At 61.0% G+C, this 18,799-nt stretch carries 19 protein-coding genes; 6 read left to right on the top strand and 13 right to left on the bottom strand.

The window, feature by feature from the left end:
* Positions 1-13: 13 nt before the first annotated feature.
* From RCO24_RS05845 to RCO24_RS05805, 9 genes are all read right to left on the bottom strand, one after another.
* On the bottom strand, positions 14-2,755 hold the full coding sequence (locus RCO24_RS05845; RefSeq protein ID WP_308960585.1) for an MFS transporter: 2,742 nt from the start codon (positions 2,753-2,755) through the stop codon (positions 14-16).
* A 297-nt stretch (positions 2,756-3,052) separates the two neighbouring features.
* The gene (gene mog / locus RCO24_RS05840) at positions 3,053-3,580 is read right to left on the bottom strand and encodes a molybdopterin adenylyltransferase (RefSeq protein ID WP_308960583.1); all 528 of its coding nucleotides are present in this window, start codon (positions 3,578-3,580) and stop codon (positions 3,053-3,055) included.
* Between the two features lie 63 nt (positions 3,581-3,643).
* A complete protein-coding gene (locus tag RCO24_RS05835; protein ID WP_308960581.1) occupies positions 3,644-4,846 on the bottom strand; it encodes an NnrS family protein in 1,203 nt (400 codons plus the stop codon).
* 13 nt (positions 4,847-4,859) lie between these two features.
* The gene (locus RCO24_RS05830) at positions 4,860-6,086 is read right to left on the bottom strand and encodes an NnrS family protein (RefSeq protein WP_308960580.1); all 1,227 of its coding nucleotides are present in this window, start codon (positions 6,084-6,086) and stop codon (positions 4,860-4,862) included.
* Entirely contained in the window at positions 6,083-6,832 is a 750-nt protein-coding gene (locus tag RCO24_RS05825; protein WP_308960578.1) for an ATP-binding cassette domain-containing protein, read from the bottom strand. Before RCO24_RS05825 ends, RCO24_RS05830 begins: the two co-directional genes overlap by 4 nt.
* Positions 6,829-7,641, bottom strand: coding sequence for an ABC transporter permease subunit (locus tag RCO24_RS05820; protein ID WP_308960576.1), 813 nt, complete (start codon positions 7,639-7,641; stop codon positions 6,829-6,831). The genes RCO24_RS05825 and RCO24_RS05820 overlap by 4 nt, the downstream gene beginning before the upstream one ends.
* 7 nt (positions 7,642-7,648) lie before the next feature.
* On the bottom strand, positions 7,649-8,692 hold the full coding sequence (locus RCO24_RS05815; protein WP_308960575.1) for a PhnD/SsuA/transferrin family substrate-binding protein: 1,044 nt from the start codon (positions 8,690-8,692) through the stop codon (positions 7,649-7,651).
* Positions 8,692-10,947, bottom strand: coding sequence for a TonB-dependent receptor (locus RCO24_RS05810; RefSeq protein ID WP_308960573.1), 2,256 nt, complete (start codon positions 10,945-10,947; stop codon positions 8,692-8,694). Before RCO24_RS05810 ends, RCO24_RS05815 begins: the two co-directional genes overlap by 1 nt.
* A gap of 287 nt (positions 10,948-11,234) precedes the next feature.
* The gene (locus RCO24_RS05805; RefSeq protein ID WP_308960571.1) at positions 11,235-11,921 is read right to left on the bottom strand and encodes a Crp/Fnr family transcriptional regulator; all 687 of its coding nucleotides are present in this window, start codon (positions 11,919-11,921) and stop codon (positions 11,235-11,237) included.
* A gap of 399 nt (positions 11,922-12,320) precedes the next feature.
* On the opposite strand from RCO24_RS05805, the gene nirK reads away from it, so the two are divergent.
* The 3 genes from nirK (at position 12,321) to RCO24_RS05790 (ending at position 15,298) form a co-directional block, all read left to right on the top strand.
* Positions 12,321-13,451, top strand: a complete 1,131-nt coding sequence (gene nirK, locus RCO24_RS05800; protein WP_308960569.1) for a copper-containing nitrite reductase — start codon at positions 12,321-12,323, stop codon at positions 13,449-13,451.
* A 119-nt stretch (positions 13,452-13,570) separates the two neighbouring features.
* A complete protein-coding gene (locus RCO24_RS05795; protein ID WP_308960568.1) occupies positions 13,571-14,491 on the top strand; it encodes a formylglycine-generating enzyme family protein in 921 nt (306 codons plus the stop codon).
* Positions 14,492-14,602: 111 nt separating this feature from the next.
* The gene (locus RCO24_RS05790) at positions 14,603-15,298 is read left to right on the top strand and encodes a Crp/Fnr family transcriptional regulator (protein ID WP_308960567.1); all 696 of its coding nucleotides are present in this window, start codon (positions 14,603-14,605) and stop codon (positions 15,296-15,298) included.
* A 114-nt stretch (positions 15,299-15,412) separates the two neighbouring features.
* Here the strand turns inward: RCO24_RS05790 and RCO24_RS05785 are convergent, their stop codons facing one another.
* Positions 15,413-15,598, bottom strand: a complete 186-nt coding sequence (locus RCO24_RS05785) for a hypothetical protein (protein WP_308960564.1) — start codon at positions 15,596-15,598, stop codon at positions 15,413-15,415.
* A gap of 58 nt (positions 15,599-15,656) precedes the next feature.
* Positions 15,657-15,908, bottom strand: coding sequence for a GcrA family cell cycle regulator (locus RCO24_RS05780; RefSeq protein ID WP_308960563.1), 252 nt, complete (start codon positions 15,906-15,908; stop codon positions 15,657-15,659).
* A 571-nt stretch (positions 15,909-16,479) separates the two neighbouring features.
* Between RCO24_RS05780 and RCO24_RS05775 the strand changes: the two genes are divergently transcribed.
* Positions 16,480-16,731 (top strand): DUF2188 domain-containing protein, encoded by a 252-nt coding sequence (locus tag RCO24_RS05775; RefSeq protein WP_308960561.1) that lies wholly within the window; start codon positions 16,480-16,482, stop codon positions 16,729-16,731.
* Positions 16,732-16,733: 2 nt separating this feature from the next.
* Entirely contained in the window at positions 16,734-16,988 is a 255-nt protein-coding gene (locus RCO24_RS05770; RefSeq protein WP_308960560.1) for a hypothetical protein, read from the top strand.
* Positions 16,989-17,566: 578 nt separating this feature from the next.
* Here the strand turns inward: RCO24_RS05770 and RCO24_RS05765 are convergent.
* Together RCO24_RS05765 and RCO24_RS05760 are read right to left on the bottom strand one after the other, a co-directional pair.
* Positions 17,567-17,821, bottom strand: a complete 255-nt coding sequence (locus RCO24_RS05765) for a hypothetical protein (protein WP_308960558.1) — start codon at positions 17,819-17,821, stop codon at positions 17,567-17,569.
* A gap of 61 nt (positions 17,822-17,882) precedes the next feature.
* Positions 17,883-18,065 carry a hypothetical protein gene (locus tag RCO24_RS05760; protein ID WP_308960556.1) on the bottom strand — a complete coding sequence of 61 codons (183 nt, stop codon included), beginning with the start codon at positions 18,063-18,065 and terminating at the stop codon, positions 17,883-17,885.
* Between the two features lie 276 nt (positions 18,066-18,341).
* On the opposite strand from RCO24_RS05760, the gene RCO24_RS05755 reads away from it, so the two are divergent.
* A complete protein-coding gene (locus tag RCO24_RS05755; RefSeq protein ID WP_308960554.1) occupies positions 18,342-18,551 on the top strand; it encodes a cold-shock protein in 210 nt (69 codons plus the stop codon).
* The last annotated feature ends 248 nt before the right edge of the window (positions 18,552-18,799 follow it).

Genomic DNA, 18,799 nt, shown 5'->3' with positions numbered 1-18,799 from the left:
TATTGTCTCCCGCTTATTCTGCTGGTTGTACTGAGGTCGGAAGCGGCCCTTTTTGACCGCGCTCGATCTCGTAGAGCAGGCCGCCACGCCGCGCGTACACCCACCACGTTGTGGCGATGCACGTTACGTAGAAGGCCATGAATCCCCACAGTGCTGCCTCGGGGCCACCTGTGAGCGAGATCGAGGTTCCGTATCCCTTGGGAATGAAGAATGCGCCGTAGGCTGCAATCGCCGAGCTGAAGCCGATGATTGCGGCGCTTTCCTTTTCGGCATTGCGACGGCGCGTGGGGTCATCCGCGCTTGGCATCAGGCGATCCATCTCCATGCGCATGATCGCGGGGATCATCTGGAAGGTGGAGGCGTTGCCGATGCCGCTGACGAGGAACAGGAAGATGAACATCGCGAAGAAACCGGCAAAGCTGCCGACGCTGAGGAAGTAGAGGACGCCTGCGACACCGGCGGTCATGCCGATGAAGACCCAGAAGGTCACACGCGCCCCGCCCCATTTGTCCGCAATCCAGCCGGTGGCCGACCGCGACAGCGCGCCGACGAGAGGGCCGAGGAAGGCGTAGGTAAGAGCGTCGACCTCGGGAAACTGGATTTTCGCGAGCAACGGAAAGCCGGCCGAATAGCCGATGAACGATCCGAATGTTCCAGTATAGAGCCAGCACATGATCCAATTGTGCTTGCGCTGGAAAATGACGGACTGCTCGGAGAAAGAGGCGCGCGCTGATGCGATGTCGTTCATGCCGAACCAGGCGGCAAAGGCGGACGCGACGATGAACGGCACCCATACGTAACCGGCGTTCTGAAGCCACATTGGGAATGAGCGATCGCCTTCCGTCACTGTCACAGGTTCGCCGCCGAACCAGCCGAACACGCCAACCGTAATTACGACCGGGACCAGAAACTGGGCGACACTGACGCCCAGATTTCCGAGACCCGCGTTGAGGGCCAGCGCGTTGCCTTTCTCGCTTTTCGGGAAGAAGAACGAGATGTTCGACATGGAGGACGCGAAGTTGCCTCCGCCGAAGCCGCAAAGCAGGGCCAGCACCAGGAAGATCCAGTACGGCGTGTCTGGGTTCTGCACCGCCATGCCAATTCCGAGGGCCGGGAAGATTAGCGACCAGGTCGCAAGAGTGGTCCACAACCGGCCGCCGAAGATCGGCACCATGAAGGAGTAGAAAATTCGAAGCGTGGCGCCGGAGAGTCCGGGAACGGCGGCGAGCCAGAACAGCTGGTCGGTCGTGTATTGGAACCCGACAGACGGCAGCTTGGCGACGACGACGGACCACACCATCCAGATCGCGAACGAGAGCAAGAGCGATGGAATCGAGAGCCAGAGGTTGCGGCGCGCGATGTCGCGTCCGGTCGTTTCCCAGAACGTGGGATCCTCGGGCCGCCAATCTTCGAGGACGGCAGGCCCCATCGCGCCGACGTGATGCGGCTCGTGGATCGGCAACATTTCCGGGAGCTGGGGCAGGCGCGAGAGATCGGGCGCGGCCGCCTGGCGTTCCATGCGCCGGACCGAGACGTGCATCCAGATGAGCGACGCGGAGACGATCAGGAAAAGCAGCGCAAAGCAGCTTGTCCAGATTCCCGTGAGATCGTTGAGTGCACCGAACACGATCGGCAGGATGAAACCGCCGAGACCGCCGATCATCCCGACAAGTCCGCCGACCGCGCCGACGTTTTCGGGATAGTAGACAGGAACGTGTCTGTAGACCGCCGCCTTCCCGAGGCTCATGAAGAAGCCGAGGACGAAGATGATGATCGTGAAGGGCACGAGACCGGTCTTCAGCTCAAAGGAGATCGGGCCGCGTATGCCGTGAACCACATATTCAGTGGGTGGGTAGGACAAGACGAACGTGCAGGCGATCGAGACGAGAAACGTCCAATATAAAATGCGCCGCGCGCCGTATTTGTCCGACAGGTGGCCGCCGTAAGCGCGGAAGATGCTTGCGGGAACGGAATAGGCTGCCGCAATCATGCCGGCGGTGGTGATGTCGAGGCCGTACACTCCGATCAGATAGCGGGGCAGCCACAACGCGAGCGCGACGAAAGCGCCGAAGACGAAGAAGTAGTACAGTCCGAAGCGCCAGACCTGGACATTCTTCAACGGCGCAAGCTCGAGCCACACGCTCTTGGGCTGCTCGCCCTTGAGCCTGCGTTCGCGCAGGACGGGATCATCGTCGGTTCCGAACCAGAACACGATTGCCATCACCGCAAGCGCTGCCGCCCACACCTGAGCCACCGTGTGCCATCCATAGGCCACGAGCACGAACGGGGCCAAAAACTTGGTGACGGCGGAGCCGACGTTGCCGGCGCCAAAGATACCGAGTGCAGTTCCCTGCTTTCCGGCCGGATACCAGCGGGAGACGTAAGCGACGCCGACGGAAAAGGCGCCGCCCGCAATGCCGACGCCAAGCGCGGCCACGAGCATCTGGGGATAGGTTTTGGCGTAGGTGAGCAGCCATGCCGCCGCGGCCGCAGCGAGCATCACCAGCGCGAAGATGCGGCGGCCGCCATACTGGTCGGTCCAGATGCCGAGAATGATGCGGATGAGCGAGCCGGTCAGGATCGGCGTGCCGACCAGCAGGCCGAACTGCGTTTCGGTCAGGCCCAGATCTTCTTTTATCTGGACTCCAATAATCGAGAATATAGTCCAGACTGCAAAGCAGATCGTGAACGCGAACGTCGAAAGCCCGAGAGCTTTGTGTTGCTCGCCCGTGCGAATGCTCGTTCCATTCGTCATAACACTAGTGCTCCGCTCCAGTATCGGTGGAAGCTGATCGACGAGAACGATCACACGATCGAAGCGAGGCGATATTGATCTGAGTTAAGCTGTCTCAAATCAGGAGCGAGACTATGAGCGGGAAATTCCTGGAAAATTACGCCGTTACAATTGGTAAGCCGGTCGCGCGAAGAAAGTCGCCGACAATGGGCGTGCGTCGCACCTAAGCCGAGCGTTTGCGTCGGCATTTTCGATCGGACATCGTTTGCAGCAGACCTGCGGCGTAGCGCAGAAACGGTGTGCGCTAGTTGGCTCGCGTTAGGCGGGCGGGCGGAACGCGTGGCATTTTGCCGGGTCGGTCTCGAGACGCGCTCCGCCGATTAGGTCGATGCCGTACGGGATCGCGGGAAACACCGCGAGCATACAGAGGCGTATCGATGACGGCCGGCCTGGAAGATTGACGATGAGCGTTTTCCCTCGGACCCCCGCCGTTTGCCGCGACAGAATGGCCGTGGCCACCTGGGCGAGGCTCCGCTCGCGCATCAACTCTCCAAATCCGGGCAGGAGTCTGTGGCATACGGATTGCGTTGCCTCCGGTGTCACATCCCGCAAAGCAGGCCCAGTGCCGCCAGTCGTGAAAATGAGACTGCAGCCTTCGACGTCCGCCAATTCGATAAGCGTGTTCTCGATGTGCGCAATATCATCTGGGACCAGCCGCGCCACCGGCTGCCAGGGCGAGACGAGGATCTCGCTAAGCACATCCACGATCGCGGGGCCGCCCTTGTCTTCGTAAAGCCCGGCACTGGCGCGGTCGGAAACGGTCACGACTCCAATCTTGGCGAGCATGAGTGTCGGTTTCCTCTTGATCATGTCGCGATGACGAAAAACGCAACCGCGTCTAGATGGCGTTTAGCGAACTCTCGGCGACATCAGAATGCTCCCATAGAGAGCAGCGAACCCACCAAAGGCCACAACCCACGTAAGCCCGGAGATCGGCAGCAGGATGGAAGTGCGCTCGGGAAACAAGCCCGCGCCGATCCGCGCCGCCGCAGCGATGAGGATAGCCGCGTAAAGAACGACCGTTCCGGCCGGAGCCGTCAAGGCGCGCCCAGTATGTCCGCGTGAGACGCGCGTCATAATCGCGAGCGTCATCGTGCCGATCGCACCCGAGGTCCAAGCGTGGAGACCGGCCGTCGCGAACTCGTAGTTGTCTCCCAGTATGCTGAGGCCGATCAGCAGAAAGCCCAGTCCGACGAATAGGTAGGCGATGTGCAGGATCGCAAGAAGCGGCTCCGCGAAGGTGCGATGCGGCGTCCACCGTGCCTGGCGCAGGAAGTTCAATGCCGCAGCGGCGAGCATCGCCGAGCCTGCCAGCGGACGTACCCACGGCGACGCCTGCTCCATCCAGGGCAAAAAGACCCAGGCCAGCAACGCCGTGCCGCTTGTGAGCATGGCAACGATATCAAATCGGGCAAAGGCTTGAGGAAGGGGTCCGGGACGATTTTGCTTCAGCCAATTTGTGGTGAAGAACGGCAATATGCGGCCCGCGATGATCATGAGCAGGATCAGCACCAGGGCCACTGCGAGAGTGTGGGAAAACTTCGGTCGGCCGAACTGCCAGATTTCGTAGTGGAAGAACGCGTCGGCGGTCGCGAGACCGATAAGCACCGCGACGATCTTGAGGTTGCGAAAATTCTTCGCCGCCAGGATCTCGCGTCCGATGACGGCGGCCAGCACGATCGGAAAGCAGATCGAGAGCGCGGCCGTCAATGCTGGGTCGAGGTGGCTTGAGACGGCGACTGCGAGCCGGCCGGCGAGCCACAGGGCCACCAGTGCGCCGAGTTGCCAACCAGCGACCGGCGGCCGTCCCGTCCAGTTCGGCACCGCGGTCAGTAGAAATCCGGCGATGATCGCGGGCATGAATCCGAACAGCAACTCGTGCGCATGCCAGGCGGTGGGCGGAAACGCGCTTGGAACGGCGATCAGACCAAGGAACCATGGCACCCACAACGCGATCAATATCGCGGCAAAGAGCGCACCAAGCAGGAAAAAGGGGCGAAAGCCGAGACTGAGGAAAGTCGGCGGCGGAACGTTATGAATCTGCGATGTCATGACTAGGGGTCTTTCAGCAGCCGTCGTGTTGGAACGTGGCAGGATCGCGGATGAACGGCCAATAGACCTTGAGCCAGAGCAAGAACGCTGCGGCCCAGAGCAGGGCAACCAGCGTATAAGGTGCGGTCGGCAGGATTTCGGTAGGCCAGATCTCAGGAACGACCCGCAACATCATGGCGGCCACGAGCAGGAGCAGGGCCAATCGCGTCTGGCGCAGGAAGCCGAGCGCCTGACCCGTATGCCGAAGGCCCGCGATCGAGAATACGGTGAGCACGCCAAGTCCCAGCCCACCCATCAACGCGACGTGGAGGCCCGCATATTCCGAGAGCTGGAAGCCGAGGTGCGACAGACCGAGCAGTATGAGGCCGAGACCCGCTAACGCGGCCGAACCCGCGAGTGCCAGGATCTCGGCGCGGATGATCTCACGCCCGATGAAGCTTTCCGCAACGCGGTCCATGAAAGCGGCGCCGGCGGCGATGCAAAGATAGCCGATGGTCGGCTCGGAGAAGCCCGCGGCTTCCGCGGCGACGAGCAGCCCGACGAGGCCGGGCGCCAGGTTCATGCGGCCCGGATGCGGGCGGAAGGGCGACGTCTGCTGGCTGGGATCGAGCACCAAGTTCGTCACCGGCACGGTGATGCGGGCCAGCGCGAGGGCCAGAACGGCGAGGAATACGAAGCCTGTCAGATGCACCGTGCGCTCGGCGAGATCCGCCTCGGTGGCGATGTTAAGGAAAGCGTAGCGCGTCACGGTCTCGGTGACGAGCAGACAGGAGATCCACAGCGTCAATCCGATGAAACGCGTCGTGCGCTTCGAATGCGAGACCCGTATCAGGTAAGCGACCAGGAGGGCGAGCCACAGGACATCGCAGAGCGCCCCGACGAGTCCGAGGGCCTCGGCCCCGACAAGGCCGACGACGCGCGCCGTTCCCCACAGCGCTGCAAGAACAATGAGACTGCGGCCGTGCAGGCGCTCGGTATCTGTCCACTCCGGGACAGCGGTGGTGAGAAATCCGATAAGGGCGGCTCCGAACGATCCGATCAACATCTCATGAGCGTGCCAGAGATCGGGCGGAATGGCCGTTGCAAACGGTAGACCCAGTCCGAAGGCTGCCACCCAGAGAAACGGCCACAAGGCCGCGTGAATAGCCGCCAGGGGGAAGAAGAGACGGAACCCTTCGTCGCTGAGGATGTCGAGCGTATGCCGAAATGACGTCGCGGGTGTCGCTTGAGAGAAGTTCATGCGATCCGCCGCTCATCCGTGTCGTGGATATGGCTGAATAACGGGTCCTCCTTGAGATAGGTCTGCACGGCAGCGAACACTGCCGCATCGTCGCGCGCTCCCCGTTCGAGGGAGACGATGCGCTCGCCGGAAATGCCGCGCACCCGCTCGTCCATAACCACGATGCGGTCGGATATGCGGACGGCTTCGGCCAGATCGTGAGTGACGAACAGGCCGGCAAAGCGCGATTGGGTGGCGGCTTCGATGACGAGATCTTGCATCTGCCGTTTCAGGGCGACGTCGAGCGACGTGAACGGCTCGTCGAAGAATACGAAGTCGGGTTCGACGACAAGCGCGCGTGCGATCGCCACGCGCTGGCGCATGCCGCCCGACAGCTCGACAGGATACTTGTCGAGATCCTTGCGATCGAGAGACACGAGGTCGGCCGCCCGGCGGGTGAGGTCATGGCGCGTTGTGCGATCGACGCCCGCGACCCTCAGCGGATAGCTGATATTGCCCCGTGCCGTCGCCCACGGCAGCAGGCGAGGCTCTTGAAAGATCATGCCGTGGCGCCGGTAGCCCTGGGTAAGCCGTCCGCGTTGCGGCTCAATGAGACCGCCTGCGATATGTACGAGCGTGCTCTTGCCGCAACCCGATGGACCAACGAGTGCGACAAGCTCGCCGGGCAGGATACGGAGAGTGATCCTGTCGAGCACGGTGCGACCGAAATAGGCATGCGATATGCCGTCGAGGACGAGCGCCGTCATCGCTTGACCCCCCACGGACGCGCCGCCTCTCGCCAGCGCTCGAGCTCGGCGCGAATAGGCTGCACCGCGCCGTACTCGATTATGAAGATCACGGTGACGATGATCACCACCCATGCGATGGACTGAGCCACATCCAGATTAGAGCGCGACATGGCAAGCGCTACGCCGATACCGTCGATGTTCGCCAGCAGCTCGGCCATGACAGCAACCTTGAACGTCGAGCCGAGCGCGACCGCGAGCGCCGAAAAGTATTGCCCCGTCACGTGGCGAATCACGATCGTCCGAAGCCGCTGAAGCGGGCCGGCGCCGAACACTTTCGCCATATCCTCGAGCGAGCGGTCGCGCGCAGCAACGGATTCGGCGACGTTAGCAAAGACAAGCGGGAGGGATGCGACCACGGTCGTCGTCAGTACGGTTCCCGTACCCGACCCGAACCAGATCATGGCGAGCACGATCCACGCGATCGGTGGCACGCCCATGACGATCGTGAGCAAAGGCCGGGCGAGCCGCATGGCCGCCGCCGAATACCCGACGACAAGCCCGAGCGCACCGCCGAGAGCGGCTGTCAACAGGAAGCCTTGGATGGCGCGCAACGTCGTTCTCTCGGCAAGACGCCAGGTTTCGGCGGAGCTGAGCAACTCGCCGGTCGCACGGATCGTCGCGAGCGGCGAGGGAAGAATGAAATCGCCATAAGCCTCGTGACCCTGCTGCCAGAGAGCGGCAAACAGTGCCAACCCGGCGACACCGACCCATCCCGACCACAGAAAACGGCCGAGACGCGCAAGCCGATCGAGCAGAAGATGCGTCATCGCGACCTCACAGGTAGAACGCGTCGTCGGGCAGATGCCCCCCGATGTAGCCTGGATTGACGTCTGCCATTGCTTGCAGAACAGCCTCGATCGCGGGACGCACATCTCGGGCTCGCGTCGCCACCAGATTGCAATAAGGGATCGACTGTTCGATTACCGGCCAGGGCATCTGCAGCGGGCCGGCGGCGTTGTTGGCGGCGCGCGCCGGATGCGCCACGACATCAGCCGCGGCCTGGACCAACCCCTCCTGAATCGCCTCGATCACGGAAGCGTTCGCCTCCCGGAAACGATCGGTGACCACGAGGCCGGCCTGCGGGACGATCTTGTGTTCACCGGTCATCTTTCCCCACTCGACTTGAAGGTCGATCACCCGGTGTACGGCCTTGCCGGCGAGGCTGCCCTTCACGATGGCAGCAGACGCGGCGGGCTCCGGAATGAGCGCAGCATCGACACGGCCGAGCACCAGCATCTGCATGGCTTCTAGCGGTGTTGCGGTCGGGACCAGCTCGAGCTCTTTCGCGGCATCGATTCCGGCATGCCGGAAGAGGCGCTCGAGCAACAGGCTCGGCAGCTCGTTGGGGAACAGCGTCGCGAGCTTGCGTCCGCGCAGGGCTTCGAGGCTGGTCAATGACGCGTCCGTGGACATGACGTAGAGAATGCCGTTTGTCATGACGTTGACGAGCCGCACGCCCAGTCCGCGATTGTAGAGATTGGCGGCAACCGGAACCGGCATGATGCCGACGTCGAAGCTCTTCGAGGTCAGCCCGGCACGCACCTCATCGACCTGACGCCAAACTCTGAGCGTCGGCTTCCGCACGGCCGTATCCAGTCGCCCGGTCGCGATCGCATGCAGAACGGTAATCGAAGGGCCGGCGGGCGGCCCCCAGATTTCGAGGAGATCGAGCGCGGCCGCTGCGTGCGCGGCATCGGACGGCACGAAGCCAGAAGCGGCAAAAGCGCCGACCAGCGACGCCCCGCCTTCCAGAATGTTCCGACGTGTGAGCCCTTGGGAGCCGACGCGGCGGCTCCCAAGATTTTTGATTTTTACCATTAGAACTTCGCTTTTGCTCCAACGATGAAGGCGCGGCCATCGCCTGGCAGGAACACCGCTTGATTGGGATTCGACACCGTATCCACCACCAGCGTGGCAGAGGCATAGGTCTCGTCGAAAATGTTCGAGACCTCGCCGTAGAGCGTCAGGTTGTCGGTCACCGCGTAGCTCGACCGCAGATCGACCAGCGTGAACGCTTCGTTGTAAAGATTGTTGGCGTTGTCGACCGGCGTCTCCTCGGGCACCCAATTGACCTCTGCTTCCACCCAAAGACCCGGAATGACCGTGTAGCGCAGCGCCGCATTGAGGATATGGCGTGGAGCGCCGGCCAGGCGATTGTCGCCATGGTTGGCATCGCCGTCGAAACGGAAGTCCTGATAGGTGTAGGCCGCGCGGGCGCTGAGGTTGGCGGTCAGATCGAATGCAGTGCCGAGCTCGATCCCGAAATGGGTGGTCTTGTCGGCATTGACGGCACCGAGCGAATTACCCGAGGCGTCGCGTAGATTGAGCAGCTCGTCCTCGACCCACGAGTAGTAGGCGATCGCCGACCAGGCGACGCTGTTGGCATGGCCCTTCCAGCCGCCTTCGAGCGTGGTCGCGGTTTGGGCGTCGAGATCGGGCGTCGAGAAGACGGCTGCCCCCGTCGCGCCGGCGCTGGCATTCGGATTGCCGTTGATCGCAGCGATCAGATCATCGTGCGTCGGTGGCTCGAAGCTGCGGCTCACGGCGCTGAAGATCGTTTGATCGCGCGCAATCTCGTAGCTCAGCGCCAGGCTCGGACTCCATTCCTGGTAGGAATAGTCGTAGCTCGTGTCCGCGAACGCCCTGGCACCGCGCGCCCCGTTTGCCGCGTTGTAGAACGGGCGGGTGGCCGCAGTGTAAACGTCATCGTTTTCGCGCGTGGCGTAGGAATAGGCGATGGCGGGCGACAGCGTCAGCCGATCGGTCAACGGGATGTTGAAGCCGGCATTGATCGACAGCGTGCTGGAGTCGAACTCGTTGTCGCCGAAAAGCAGATCCTTCTTGCCGTGGTTATTGATGAAATAGTGACGGTCGGCGCTGCCGACGACATATTGCCCGGTCACCTCGAACAGCGGAAGCGCGCGACGTGCGTCCGGTGCGTACGCATACCGCAGAACTGTGGTGAAATCGCCGCCCTCGGTCTCGCGTACTCCGCTTCCGATAGGGAACGTGAAGCTGTCGTCGGTGTAGGTGTAGCCGAGGCCGACATCGAACAGGTTGGCGCCGTAGCGCGCGGTCGTGCGCGATCCGACGCGGAATTGCTCGGCCTCGCGCCGCGGATCGTCGCGACCTACGTTCGGGCCGACGCAGCCCGGCGGTCCGGAGCAGATCTGCTTCGGATCTTGTTCGAGCAGCGTACGCGACAGCGGGCCTGCAACGTCGAAGGCGAGATCCGTGTAGCCGAAGAACAAGCGTGTCGAGATGTTCTCGTTGACGCGTGCGCCGGCGTTTAGGTTGAAATTCGTGCGCTCGGATTCGTTGTGCTCACGGTACCCGTCGCGCTCGGCGTAGCTGAGGCTCGCGTGCGCATCGAGCGCGCCCTGGCGTGCGCCGGCCTGGGCGTTGGTGGCGAAGTGGCCGAAGCTGCCGCCTTCGATCGAGACCTCTGCCCCAGGCGACGTAATGCCGGTGGGAGAGACGAAATTGATGGCGCCGCCGAGCACAGTAGCACCGAGCCGATTGGCCGTGTAGCCGCGGTAGATCTCGGCGAACGCCGCGCTCTTTGGATCGGCGAAGCCTACGATGTAGGAGCCATCCGCCCGGTTGATCGGCAGGCCGTCCTGTAGCACCAGAGTGCCGCGCTCTGACGGGTTCTGCTGCAGGCCCGATCCGCGGATCTGCAGACGCGGCTGATCGTTGCCGCCGAAGAAGTTCTGCACCACGACGCCCGGCACGAATGCCAGCATTTCCGACAGCGATGCTGAGGCTTTCGGGCCCATGTCCTGATTGGTGACCACGCTGGCGCCACCTGCAATGGCATCGAGCTTTTGCGCGGCCTCTGAGGCGGCCGATCGGTCTGCGCCTGAACCGTCGGCAGATGCGTCTACCGCTGCCGGCGATTGCGAAGCGGCCGACGAGGTGGTGCTGGCCGCCTTCTTCTTCTTCGCCTTCGGAGCAGACTGAGGCGTGGCACCTTCAACCACCACCGGCGGCAGGTCGACTGTCGCACCGGGAGCCGCCGACTGGCTCGACGCCTGGGCAGGCCATAGCAGGAGGGCAGCGAGTGTGATCAAGGCGCTGTCCAACTTGCCGACAGATCGGCCAAGTCCAGTGTTGTCCGCTGCGGCGCCAGCATGGCGCCCGCTCCCTCTTTCGTCCCGTGGATCCAGCATTCCTCGTCACTCCGTGTGGTCAATTTCTTGACCAACGTAATCAACTTATGATCGGGTCGACTTGTCCGCGGTCAAGTGCAGATGACGAGAGGGCGATCTGTGTCCAGCAGGACACGCACAAGCGCATTTCCTAGGCCTCCGGACCATGATTGCTTCGGACCTTCTCAGTCCGATCGCGTGAATCTCATCTAGGGGTCGAGGTCCGCGAAACGAGCGAGCTTGCCAATATCTTTGACGACAATTCTCCGCCGTCTGGCTTCGACGCCTATAGAGGAGAGCTCGCTAAGTGCGCGCGACAGCGTTTCTGGAGACATGGACAGTCGGGCGGCGATATAGCGTTGCCCGACAGGCAGCTCGAAATGACAACTGCCACCATTGTCACCACAGATTCTATACAGGAATGCTGCGACCCGGCGCTGCGGCGACCATTCCTGATCCTGCTCGATACGGGACACGAGGTGCCGCAACTTTCTAAAGACGGCCGCAATGATCGAGAGCGACAGCTCCGGGGATTGCAGAATGAGGTTGCGAAATCGGGCGGTATCGATGCGGGCCACTCGAAGATCAGTTGCGGCCTCGGCGCTCGCAGGGTAACGCGCATCGCGGGCCAGCATGGCCTCGGCAAATGAGTCACCGGGTCCGACGAGATGGATGGCCGTGCGTTCGCCGTCGGACCCTTCGCGGAACACTGCAACCCATCCGTCGAGGATGAAATAGAATGCAACGGCTGGATCACCCTGGTTGAAGAGGATACTGCCGGTGGTTAGCGTCATGGTTGGCGTCTCGGACGCAAATCGCTGGAAATCGCTCTCTGGAAGGCCGCTCAGAAACAGCGCACTTCTCAGCATTTCTAGGTCGCGACGATCGATTGCCATGGCGCTCCCTAGATCTCTGACCATTGACCGGTAAACAATACTAATTTAATCAAGTTGTAGGACGCAGATCAATCCCTCGCATGGCCACGGCGCCCGGCTCTTGATCGAAGTTAGGCGCTCGTCATTGCTGTTGTCCGCAAGGCTGCTGTCGCATTGGCGCGATGCGATCCCGTTCCCGCAAATTTCGTCTTCGTTTGTGCGCCGCTTCTGATCACGCGCGCCGGGCGCACGAAGGTCATCCGCTCCTGACGTCTGCAGACGTGGAGCCCATCCCCGCTAAATTGCCGCATACGGTGTCGCCGCTCTCTTTGCTCCATCACAAAGAGTGAGCCGCCAATACTCCTAGAAAAGAGCAAGTCGGGTGACACTAGCTCTAAGTCATCGAAAAGGAGAAAGCCAATGGGTGAGCAGTTTGAGATGACACGCCGCGCCGTGGTGGCGAGTGCGGCTTTTGCCGGTGCTCTGCTACCTCTTGGTGGCGCCACCTCCTCACATGCGGAGAAGGCAGCCGCGAAGCCCGCGTCCGCGGACATTGCGTCGTTGCCGCGCGTGAAAGTCGAGCTGGTAAAGCCTCCTTTTGTCCATGCGCATACGCAGAAGGCGGAAGGCGGGCCCAAGATCGTAGAGTTTACGATGACGATCGAGGAGAAGAAGATCATCATCGACGATAAGGGCACGGAGGTCCATGCGATGACCTTCAACGGGTCCGTACCCGGCCCGCTGATGGTTGTGCATCAGAACGACTATGTCGAGCTGACGCTGATCAATCCCGCCACGAGCAGCATGCCGCACAATATTGATTTCCACTCGGCAACCGGCGCGCTGGGCGGCGCGGGACTGACACTTGTCAACCCGGGCGAGAAGGCCGTGCTGCGCTTCAAGGCGACCAAGGCTGGTGTCTTTGTCTACCATTGCGCGCCTCCCGGCATGGTGCCGTGGCACGTCACGTCGGGCATGAACGGCGCCATCATGGTGCTGCCGCGCGAGGGCCTGACCAATGGCAAGGGTAAGGAGCTAACCTACGATCGCGTCTATTACGTCGGCGAGCAGGACTTCTATATTCCGCGCGACGAGAAAGGAAAATTCAAGAAGTACGAAACCGTGGGCGAGGCCTATTCCGACACGGTGGAGGTCATGCGCACGCTCACTCCGACACATCTCGTTTTCAACGGAGCGGTCGGAGCACTCACCGGTGACAATGCGCTGAAAGCCGCCGTCGGCGAGAAGGTGCTGATCATCCATTCTCAGGCCAATCGGGATACGCGTCCGCATCTCATCGGCGGCCACGGCGACTATGTCTGGCAGACGGGCAAGTTTCTCAACCCGCCTGATGTCGATCAAGAGACCTGGTTCATTCCAGGCGGAACTGCAGGCGCGGCCTTTTACACTTTCGAGCAGCCGGGAATCTACGCCTACGTGAACCACAATCTGATCGAAGCGTTCGAACTCGGTGCGGCGGCCCACTTCACCGTCACAGGAGACTGGAACTCCGACCTGATGACCTCGGTGCTGGCGCCCACGGGGAGCTGACGCCCGCGCGAAGCGGGCACCATGCCGGGATCGGCGGCGCGTCGCCCAGATGGGAGCTGGGCGGCGCGCGGAGAGCCTGGACGCAAGACCACATCTGAAGGATGTGCCAGGGGGCTTTCATGAGCATGCCTTCCACAAAGTCAGACGTATCGTGGACGTCCGTTTTGTTGTTGCCACTGCTGCTGGCGGGGCTCGGCGGGTGGGGAGGGGCTGCCATCAAAGCGGGACTTGGGACGGCCGCGCCGACTGGCGCTGTTCTGAGTGAGCCGCTGACGATCGTCATCGCGCCGCGGGATTTTAGCTATCGTGCCGCCGGGGACTACTACAAGAACGGTGTTGCGGTCGATGGGCCGATGCAAACGGTGTCGATGACACGCCCGCTCACGATCATGAAATATCAGGTTTCCAATGCCGACTACGCACTCTGCGTTGAGGCAGGCGCATGCGCGGCGGCCGAGCCCGAGTATCCTGCGGCTAACCGCAAGACTATTCCGGCAACAGGCATCAGCTATGGGGATGCTCAAGACTATGCGTCGTGGCTCAGCCAACGGACCGGTGCGGTCTGGACGCTGCCCACCGATGAGGAGCTTGCTTTTGCGGCGGGATCGCGCTTTCCGGACGATGCGCTGGGCGCGGATCAAAGCAGCTCCAATCCTGCCGAGCGTTGGCTTGCGAACTACGCTCGTGAGGCTCAGCTTAAGACCTCTCGCGATCCGGACCCTAAGCCGGCTGGACATTTCGGCGAGAACGAGTTTGGCTTCGCCGATTTCGGCGGCAATATCTGGGAATGGACCACGACCTGCAGCCGCCGGATCGATCTTGGATCGTCGAACCCGGAGAGAAACGAGACGGCCGATTGCGGCATCTATCACGCCATTGGAAAGCATCGTGCGCCGATGGTCTTCTTCGTTCGCAACCCGAAGGGCGGCGGCTGTGCGGTCGGCACTCCGCCCGACAACCTCGGATTCCGCCTCGTCAAGGACACAAGATGGTATGCGCCGCTTTTCAGATACCTGCAGGGAAGAGGGTTGCTTACTTAGATGGAGGTCGGCTGCGACGCCAAGCGTATGCCCGATGTATGCTATCGTTCTTTGTTGTTCCCATCCGGTATGATAAATTTCCGAGATCAATTGCGGTGAGGCCGCTGGGTCGTGAAAGTTGACCGGATAGCCGTCAGGTCGCTCCCTTTGTTCGAAAGGATGAGCGACGTCGATCTCGATTCGTTTTTGGATCATGCGTCGTCGTGGCCTGTGCTCACAGGCGAAACGGTATTCAAACAGGGCGAGCTGGCCACCAGCTTCTACCTGCTTCTTAGCGGACGGTTGAAAGTCACCCAAGTCACCGGCGACGGCCAGCAGTTCATCGTTCGCGTCGTGCATCCTGGCGAACTGTTCGGATTCGCAAAGGCGCTGCAGCGTCCTGATTACCCCGCCACGGCGACAGCGGTAATGGAGAGCGTGGTTCTCTCTTGGCCTAGCAATCTTTGGTCGCAATTTGTCGAACAGAACGGCCGCCTGGCCGTCAGCGCGATTGAGACGATGGGCAAACAACTCGAGGAGGCCCACTCGCGAATCCGGGAGATGTCCACGGAGGAAGTGGAGCGTCGGATCGCCCATGTCATTCTGCGTCTCTCACTGCGGGCTGGGCGGAAAGAGGAAAGCGGAATTCGGATCAACTTTCCGATCTCTCGCCAAGACATTGCAGAAATGACCGGAACGACTTTGTATACGGTATCGCGCGTGCTCACCGCCTGGGAAGCGCGGGGGCTCGTCAAGGGCGGGCGGCAGAAGATTGTCATCTGCGATCTCCCCGGCCTATCGCTTCTTTCCGAGGGCGCTCGCGACTGACGCGCTGACGTTCGCTGGCGACGCCGTGTTCGAATCCGTCTTTTGTGGGAGCTGGCTGAGACCGGCGAGATGCTGGTGGCAGCTCATCTGCCGTTCCCGGCCTTTTCGCGAACCCTACGACTCCTGCTCGCGAACCGGCTTTAAACCGCGGTCGGCGATAACCTTGTCGAACCCCGCCTCGAGTTCGGTTTGCGACAGCTCGGGAAACTTCCTTCGGAGTGCCGTCAACAAGCTCGCGTCCTGATGACCGAGCGTGATCAAGCGATCGAGTTCGCGGGAAAGCTCGCCGAAGTCTGTCATTTCGCCTGTTCACTCTTTGAACTGTCTATTTCAGTCGTCCCAAACGAACCGCCCGGCATCAGCCGGCAAAGTGCGGATAGGCGACGGTGCGTGGCTTTGACGTTTGTCCGGCGCGACGAACGTGAAAATCGCAGTACGGGTGTCCGTCGACCTTGCGCTTGCCGCAGAAATGGAAGTCGGCGCCTTGTGGGTCTCCGATCGGCCAACGGCAATCGTCTGCCATGAGCGTTTCCATTGTTTTTCTCTGGTCGACAGGAATGACCGGTTCGGGCTGCAGGACCGGTCCTGTAGATTTTTTGTTTGAGAACATGGCTAGCCCTTTATTGAGAAACGCGCCGCGCATGATTGCCGGAACGCAATGTGGACAGGAACGCGATGCGCGTAGCGCGCATTCCGTGGTCCATTTCAGAGTTGGACTTGGTAGTCCTTGAGGTCGACCTGCGTCATTGCGAGCGCGGCATCACAATCACCATCTCGTCCCTTCGGAGTTGGTGACAATCTGCGGAGCTTTTTTTTTTTGAGGCGACGTGCCGATGGGGAGCGTTGGAAGAGCCCCTCATGGACACGATGCATTACCTTAGCATCCAATGCCGGATTGTGCTAACGATGGTTTGAACCATCCGTTCTCTGAACCGGCTCCTCGACGAGGAGAGATTGGCAACCCGAATTCAAGAGCCGACCCGTCTGCGGTTCGGTCGTCACGGCGCGATATGATGGGTTGCGTTACGCCGCATGCAATTGGATTGCTGCTTTAGCATCCTGCGATCTGACATTAGGCATGCTTGCGAGCCGGATGAGTTCAAGCGGATCACGGCAAGCGGGATTTGTCGTCTGTGCGTCTCACCTTTGTGCATGGCACATTTCCGCGAAAGGATAAGATCATGACGAGTTTTCAGACAACACTTCCCGATGGTCGCGATATCCACGTTGTGCGAGGGCCCAACGGCTCGTGGTTGGTCAAGCAGGGTGTAAATCGGCTCTCCGCACCGAGCTATCGCATACGCGCCCATGCCGTGGCGTTCGCGCGCGCGGCCGCCCATGGCTCGCGTTCAGATATGATCGTGCACGATATCAGCGGACTCCAGACCCGTTATTCCCATGCGTCGCTCAGCTATCCAAGCGCGCTTGATTGATCATGCGACGCGTCCAGCATCAGTGGTTCGGAGAAGTGAAAACGCTGTATCGGAAGGCCAAGCTCATCAGTGAGGCCGAAGCGCGTTACATCATCGCGCACGCAACCGCGACATCGAGTGAATGGGTCGTTGTCCAGCACATGGATCAATGGTTCGACATGCGGGGCATGACAACGACCGAGATCGCAGATTTACTCGATGAGCTAAACCGCAAGTGGGCTGCGGCACTCGCGGCCGGCATTGAAAGACCGCACTAGCTGGTCTCGTCTTGCGTGAAACCCGCGATATTTGTTCCAATCAATCGGCACACCGTGCGAGGTCGAATGACGTTCCTGGCGTTGTTCGATCGCCTAACGCCGTGATGCGTCTGGCGCCTTGCTTGGGGCTGCGACCCGGTTGAGGTTACGCTCGCGCGTGCGTTCCTCGACAAGCATGCGGACGCAGATCCCGATCACGATGAGGAGCGTGCCCATCAGCGCAAGACATCCGGCTATTGCGTCCGGTCGGAGCAGCGCCAGTATGAACACACTTGTCGCGGATACAACCGCCCATGTCCAAAGAGGGAGCACCCACAGCGCAGCGTCGCAAATCCAGCAGCGATCCGCGTCTTGGTTCGTCGGCATCCGCATGGCCCTCTGTGTACCCAAGCGGACGGCGTGCGCCCGTTCTCTGAAAAGAGCAACCTCAATATGAGTAGTCCGCAACGGTCGCGGCGAGGATGGCTAGAGGATGCCGCGCACGCTCCAGGCATGGACGAGTTCCGTCGCCTCTAACATGCGGGACACTTCGCCGGAGATTTGGCTATCGAGCATACCGAAGCAGGTTCGAAACTTCGTCACCCAACGAGATTAGGATCCTCGCTGTCGTGTGCATGGCCAATGGCTTCGAGCAGCTTGCGATCGAGTAAAGCAGGGTCGAGCATGACTTTCTGATCGTGAACGGACGTGACGGCCTTCCTTGGAACGACGAACTCACCACGGTTCTCGATGTAGAGAACAATGGATCCGTTGCGAACTTCCCTCACGGCCGCGATGCCTTCGCTTCCTTCGGCAACGAATACCATGAACCCCGGTTCAATCGTGGCTGCCATGTCGAGTTGCTCTCCAATATCTGTCTGTGTCGAGGTGGTCACGTCAGGTCGCTACAACGCGCTATCGAGATTGCGATGGATGCGTTGTCTCGAGCGGGGCCGGAGCAGTCGGAGGATTGGCGTATTTCGCAATTAAGACGATAGAGGATACCAGGATCGTGACGGCAATGGTCGTCGCTACGATGCCGGACATGCTGCTGCGCGGCTCGGTCGCGATCTTCCTGACTTCTGTTTCCGGTTCCATGTGGGCCTCCGCAAACCAACATTTTCCAACGCAGACAAGCATCCTTAGGTTCCTGAGAATTCAAGTCGCGCATTTATTGGGTGAGATGGGCCGAAGCGATCAGCACAATTGTCTTGCTATTACGCGTCTGAAGGCGTTAGTGGAGATATCGGTTTTGGCCAGACAATCAGGCCGTTTGCCCAAATTATTGGGCGCACGCTCAGACAATCTCCGAAAATCGTATGACCGCTTGGCCACGCGCTCTGCGTGCGCATAGGCATATCTAAGGAACAGACAATGCAAATCGGCACCGTTAAATTCTACAACGATCAAAAAGGCTTCGGCTTCATTCAGCCTGACGACGGCAGCAAGGACGTCTTCGTCCATGCGACTGCCCTCGAGCGCGCGGGAATGAGCGGCCTGCGCGAAGGCCAGAAGGTCTCGTTCGACACGCAGGAAGATCGCCGCACCGGCAAGATCGCCGTCGGCACGATCGCCGCTGCCTAAGCGCCGTTGCACACATAGTTGTGCGCCGGCTAAGGCCGTCCCTCGCGGGGCGGCCTTTTTGCTACGTTTCTATTGTTGGCAACGATGAGAGGTCCGCTGATGCCCGATCCGGTCTCCACAAAGTACGGCATGTGCCCCAAGTGCGCGGCGGCTCCCAACATCGTCGTTGTGCCGCTCCGCGCTCGTGACGAGGTGTCGAAGACCACGGTCCCTGTCCTTCAGTTCCTATGTGATCAATGCCGCACGAT

Origin of the sequence: Hyphomicrobium sp. LHD-15 (assembly GCF_031157355.1) — a bacterium.
Lineage (GTDB): Bacteria > Pseudomonadota > Alphaproteobacteria > Rhizobiales > Hyphomicrobiaceae > Hyphomicrobium_C.
Note: the sequence above shows the minus strand (reverse complement) of the source record. Positions and strands in the feature narration are given on the sequence as shown.

Bases quoted from the DNA above. Each gene is read 5' to 3' on its own strand.
- RCO24_RS05825 (WP_308960578.1), bottom strand. From the start codon at position 6,832: ATGACGGCGCTCGTCCTCGACGGCATATCGCATGCCTATTTCGGTCGC.
- mog (WP_308960583.1), bottom strand. From the start codon at position 3,580: ATGCTCGCCAAGATTGGAGTCGTGACCGTTTCCGACCGCGCCAGTGCC.
- RCO24_RS05760 (WP_308960556.1), bottom strand. From the start codon at position 18,065: ATGGAACCGGAAACAGAAGTCAGGAAGATCGCGACCGAGCCGCGCAGC.
- RCO24_RS05815 (WP_308960575.1), bottom strand. From the start codon at position 8,692: ATGGTAAAAATCAAAAATCTTGGGAGCCGCCGCGTCGGCTCCCAAGGG.
- RCO24_RS05795 (WP_308960568.1), top strand. From the start codon at position 13,571: ATGAGCATGCCTTCCACAAAGTCAGACGTATCGTGGACGTCCGTTTTG.
- RCO24_RS05830 (WP_308960580.1), bottom strand. From the start codon at position 6,086: ATGAACTTCTCTCAAGCGACACCCGCGACGTCATTTCGGCATACGCTC.
- RCO24_RS05845 (WP_308960585.1), bottom strand. From the start codon at position 2,755: ATGACGAATGGAACGAGCATTCGCACGGGCGAGCAACACAAAGCTCTC.
- nirK (WP_308960569.1), top strand. From the start codon at position 12,321: ATGGGTGAGCAGTTTGAGATGACACGCCGCGCCGTGGTGGCGAGTGCG.
- RCO24_RS05765 (WP_308960558.1), bottom strand. From the start codon at position 17,821: ATGGCAGCCACGATTGAACCGGGGTTCATGGTATTCGTTGCCGAAGGA.
- RCO24_RS05770 (WP_308960560.1), top strand. From the start codon at position 16,734: ATGCGACGCGTCCAGCATCAGTGGTTCGGAGAAGTGAAAACGCTGTAT.
- RCO24_RS05755 (WP_308960554.1), top strand. From the start codon at position 18,342: ATGCAAATCGGCACCGTTAAATTCTACAACGATCAAAAAGGCTTCGGC.
- RCO24_RS05820 (WP_308960576.1), bottom strand. From the start codon at position 7,641: ATGACGCATCTTCTGCTCGATCGGCTTGCGCGTCTCGGCCGTTTTCTG.
- RCO24_RS05835 (WP_308960581.1), bottom strand. From the start codon at position 4,846: ATGACATCGCAGATTCATAACGTTCCGCCGCCGACTTTCCTCAGTCTC.
- RCO24_RS05775 (WP_308960561.1), top strand. From the start codon at position 16,480: ATGACGAGTTTTCAGACAACACTTCCCGATGGTCGCGATATCCACGTT.
- RCO24_RS05785 (WP_308960564.1), bottom strand. From the start codon at position 15,598: ATGACAGACTTCGGCGAGCTTTCCCGCGAACTCGATCGCTTGATCACG.
- RCO24_RS05805 (WP_308960571.1), bottom strand. From the start codon at position 11,921: ATGGCAATCGATCGTCGCGACCTAGAAATGCTGAGAAGTGCGCTGTTT.
- RCO24_RS05780 (WP_308960563.1), bottom strand. From the start codon at position 15,908: ATGTTCTCAAACAAAAAATCTACAGGACCGGTCCTGCAGCCCGAACCG.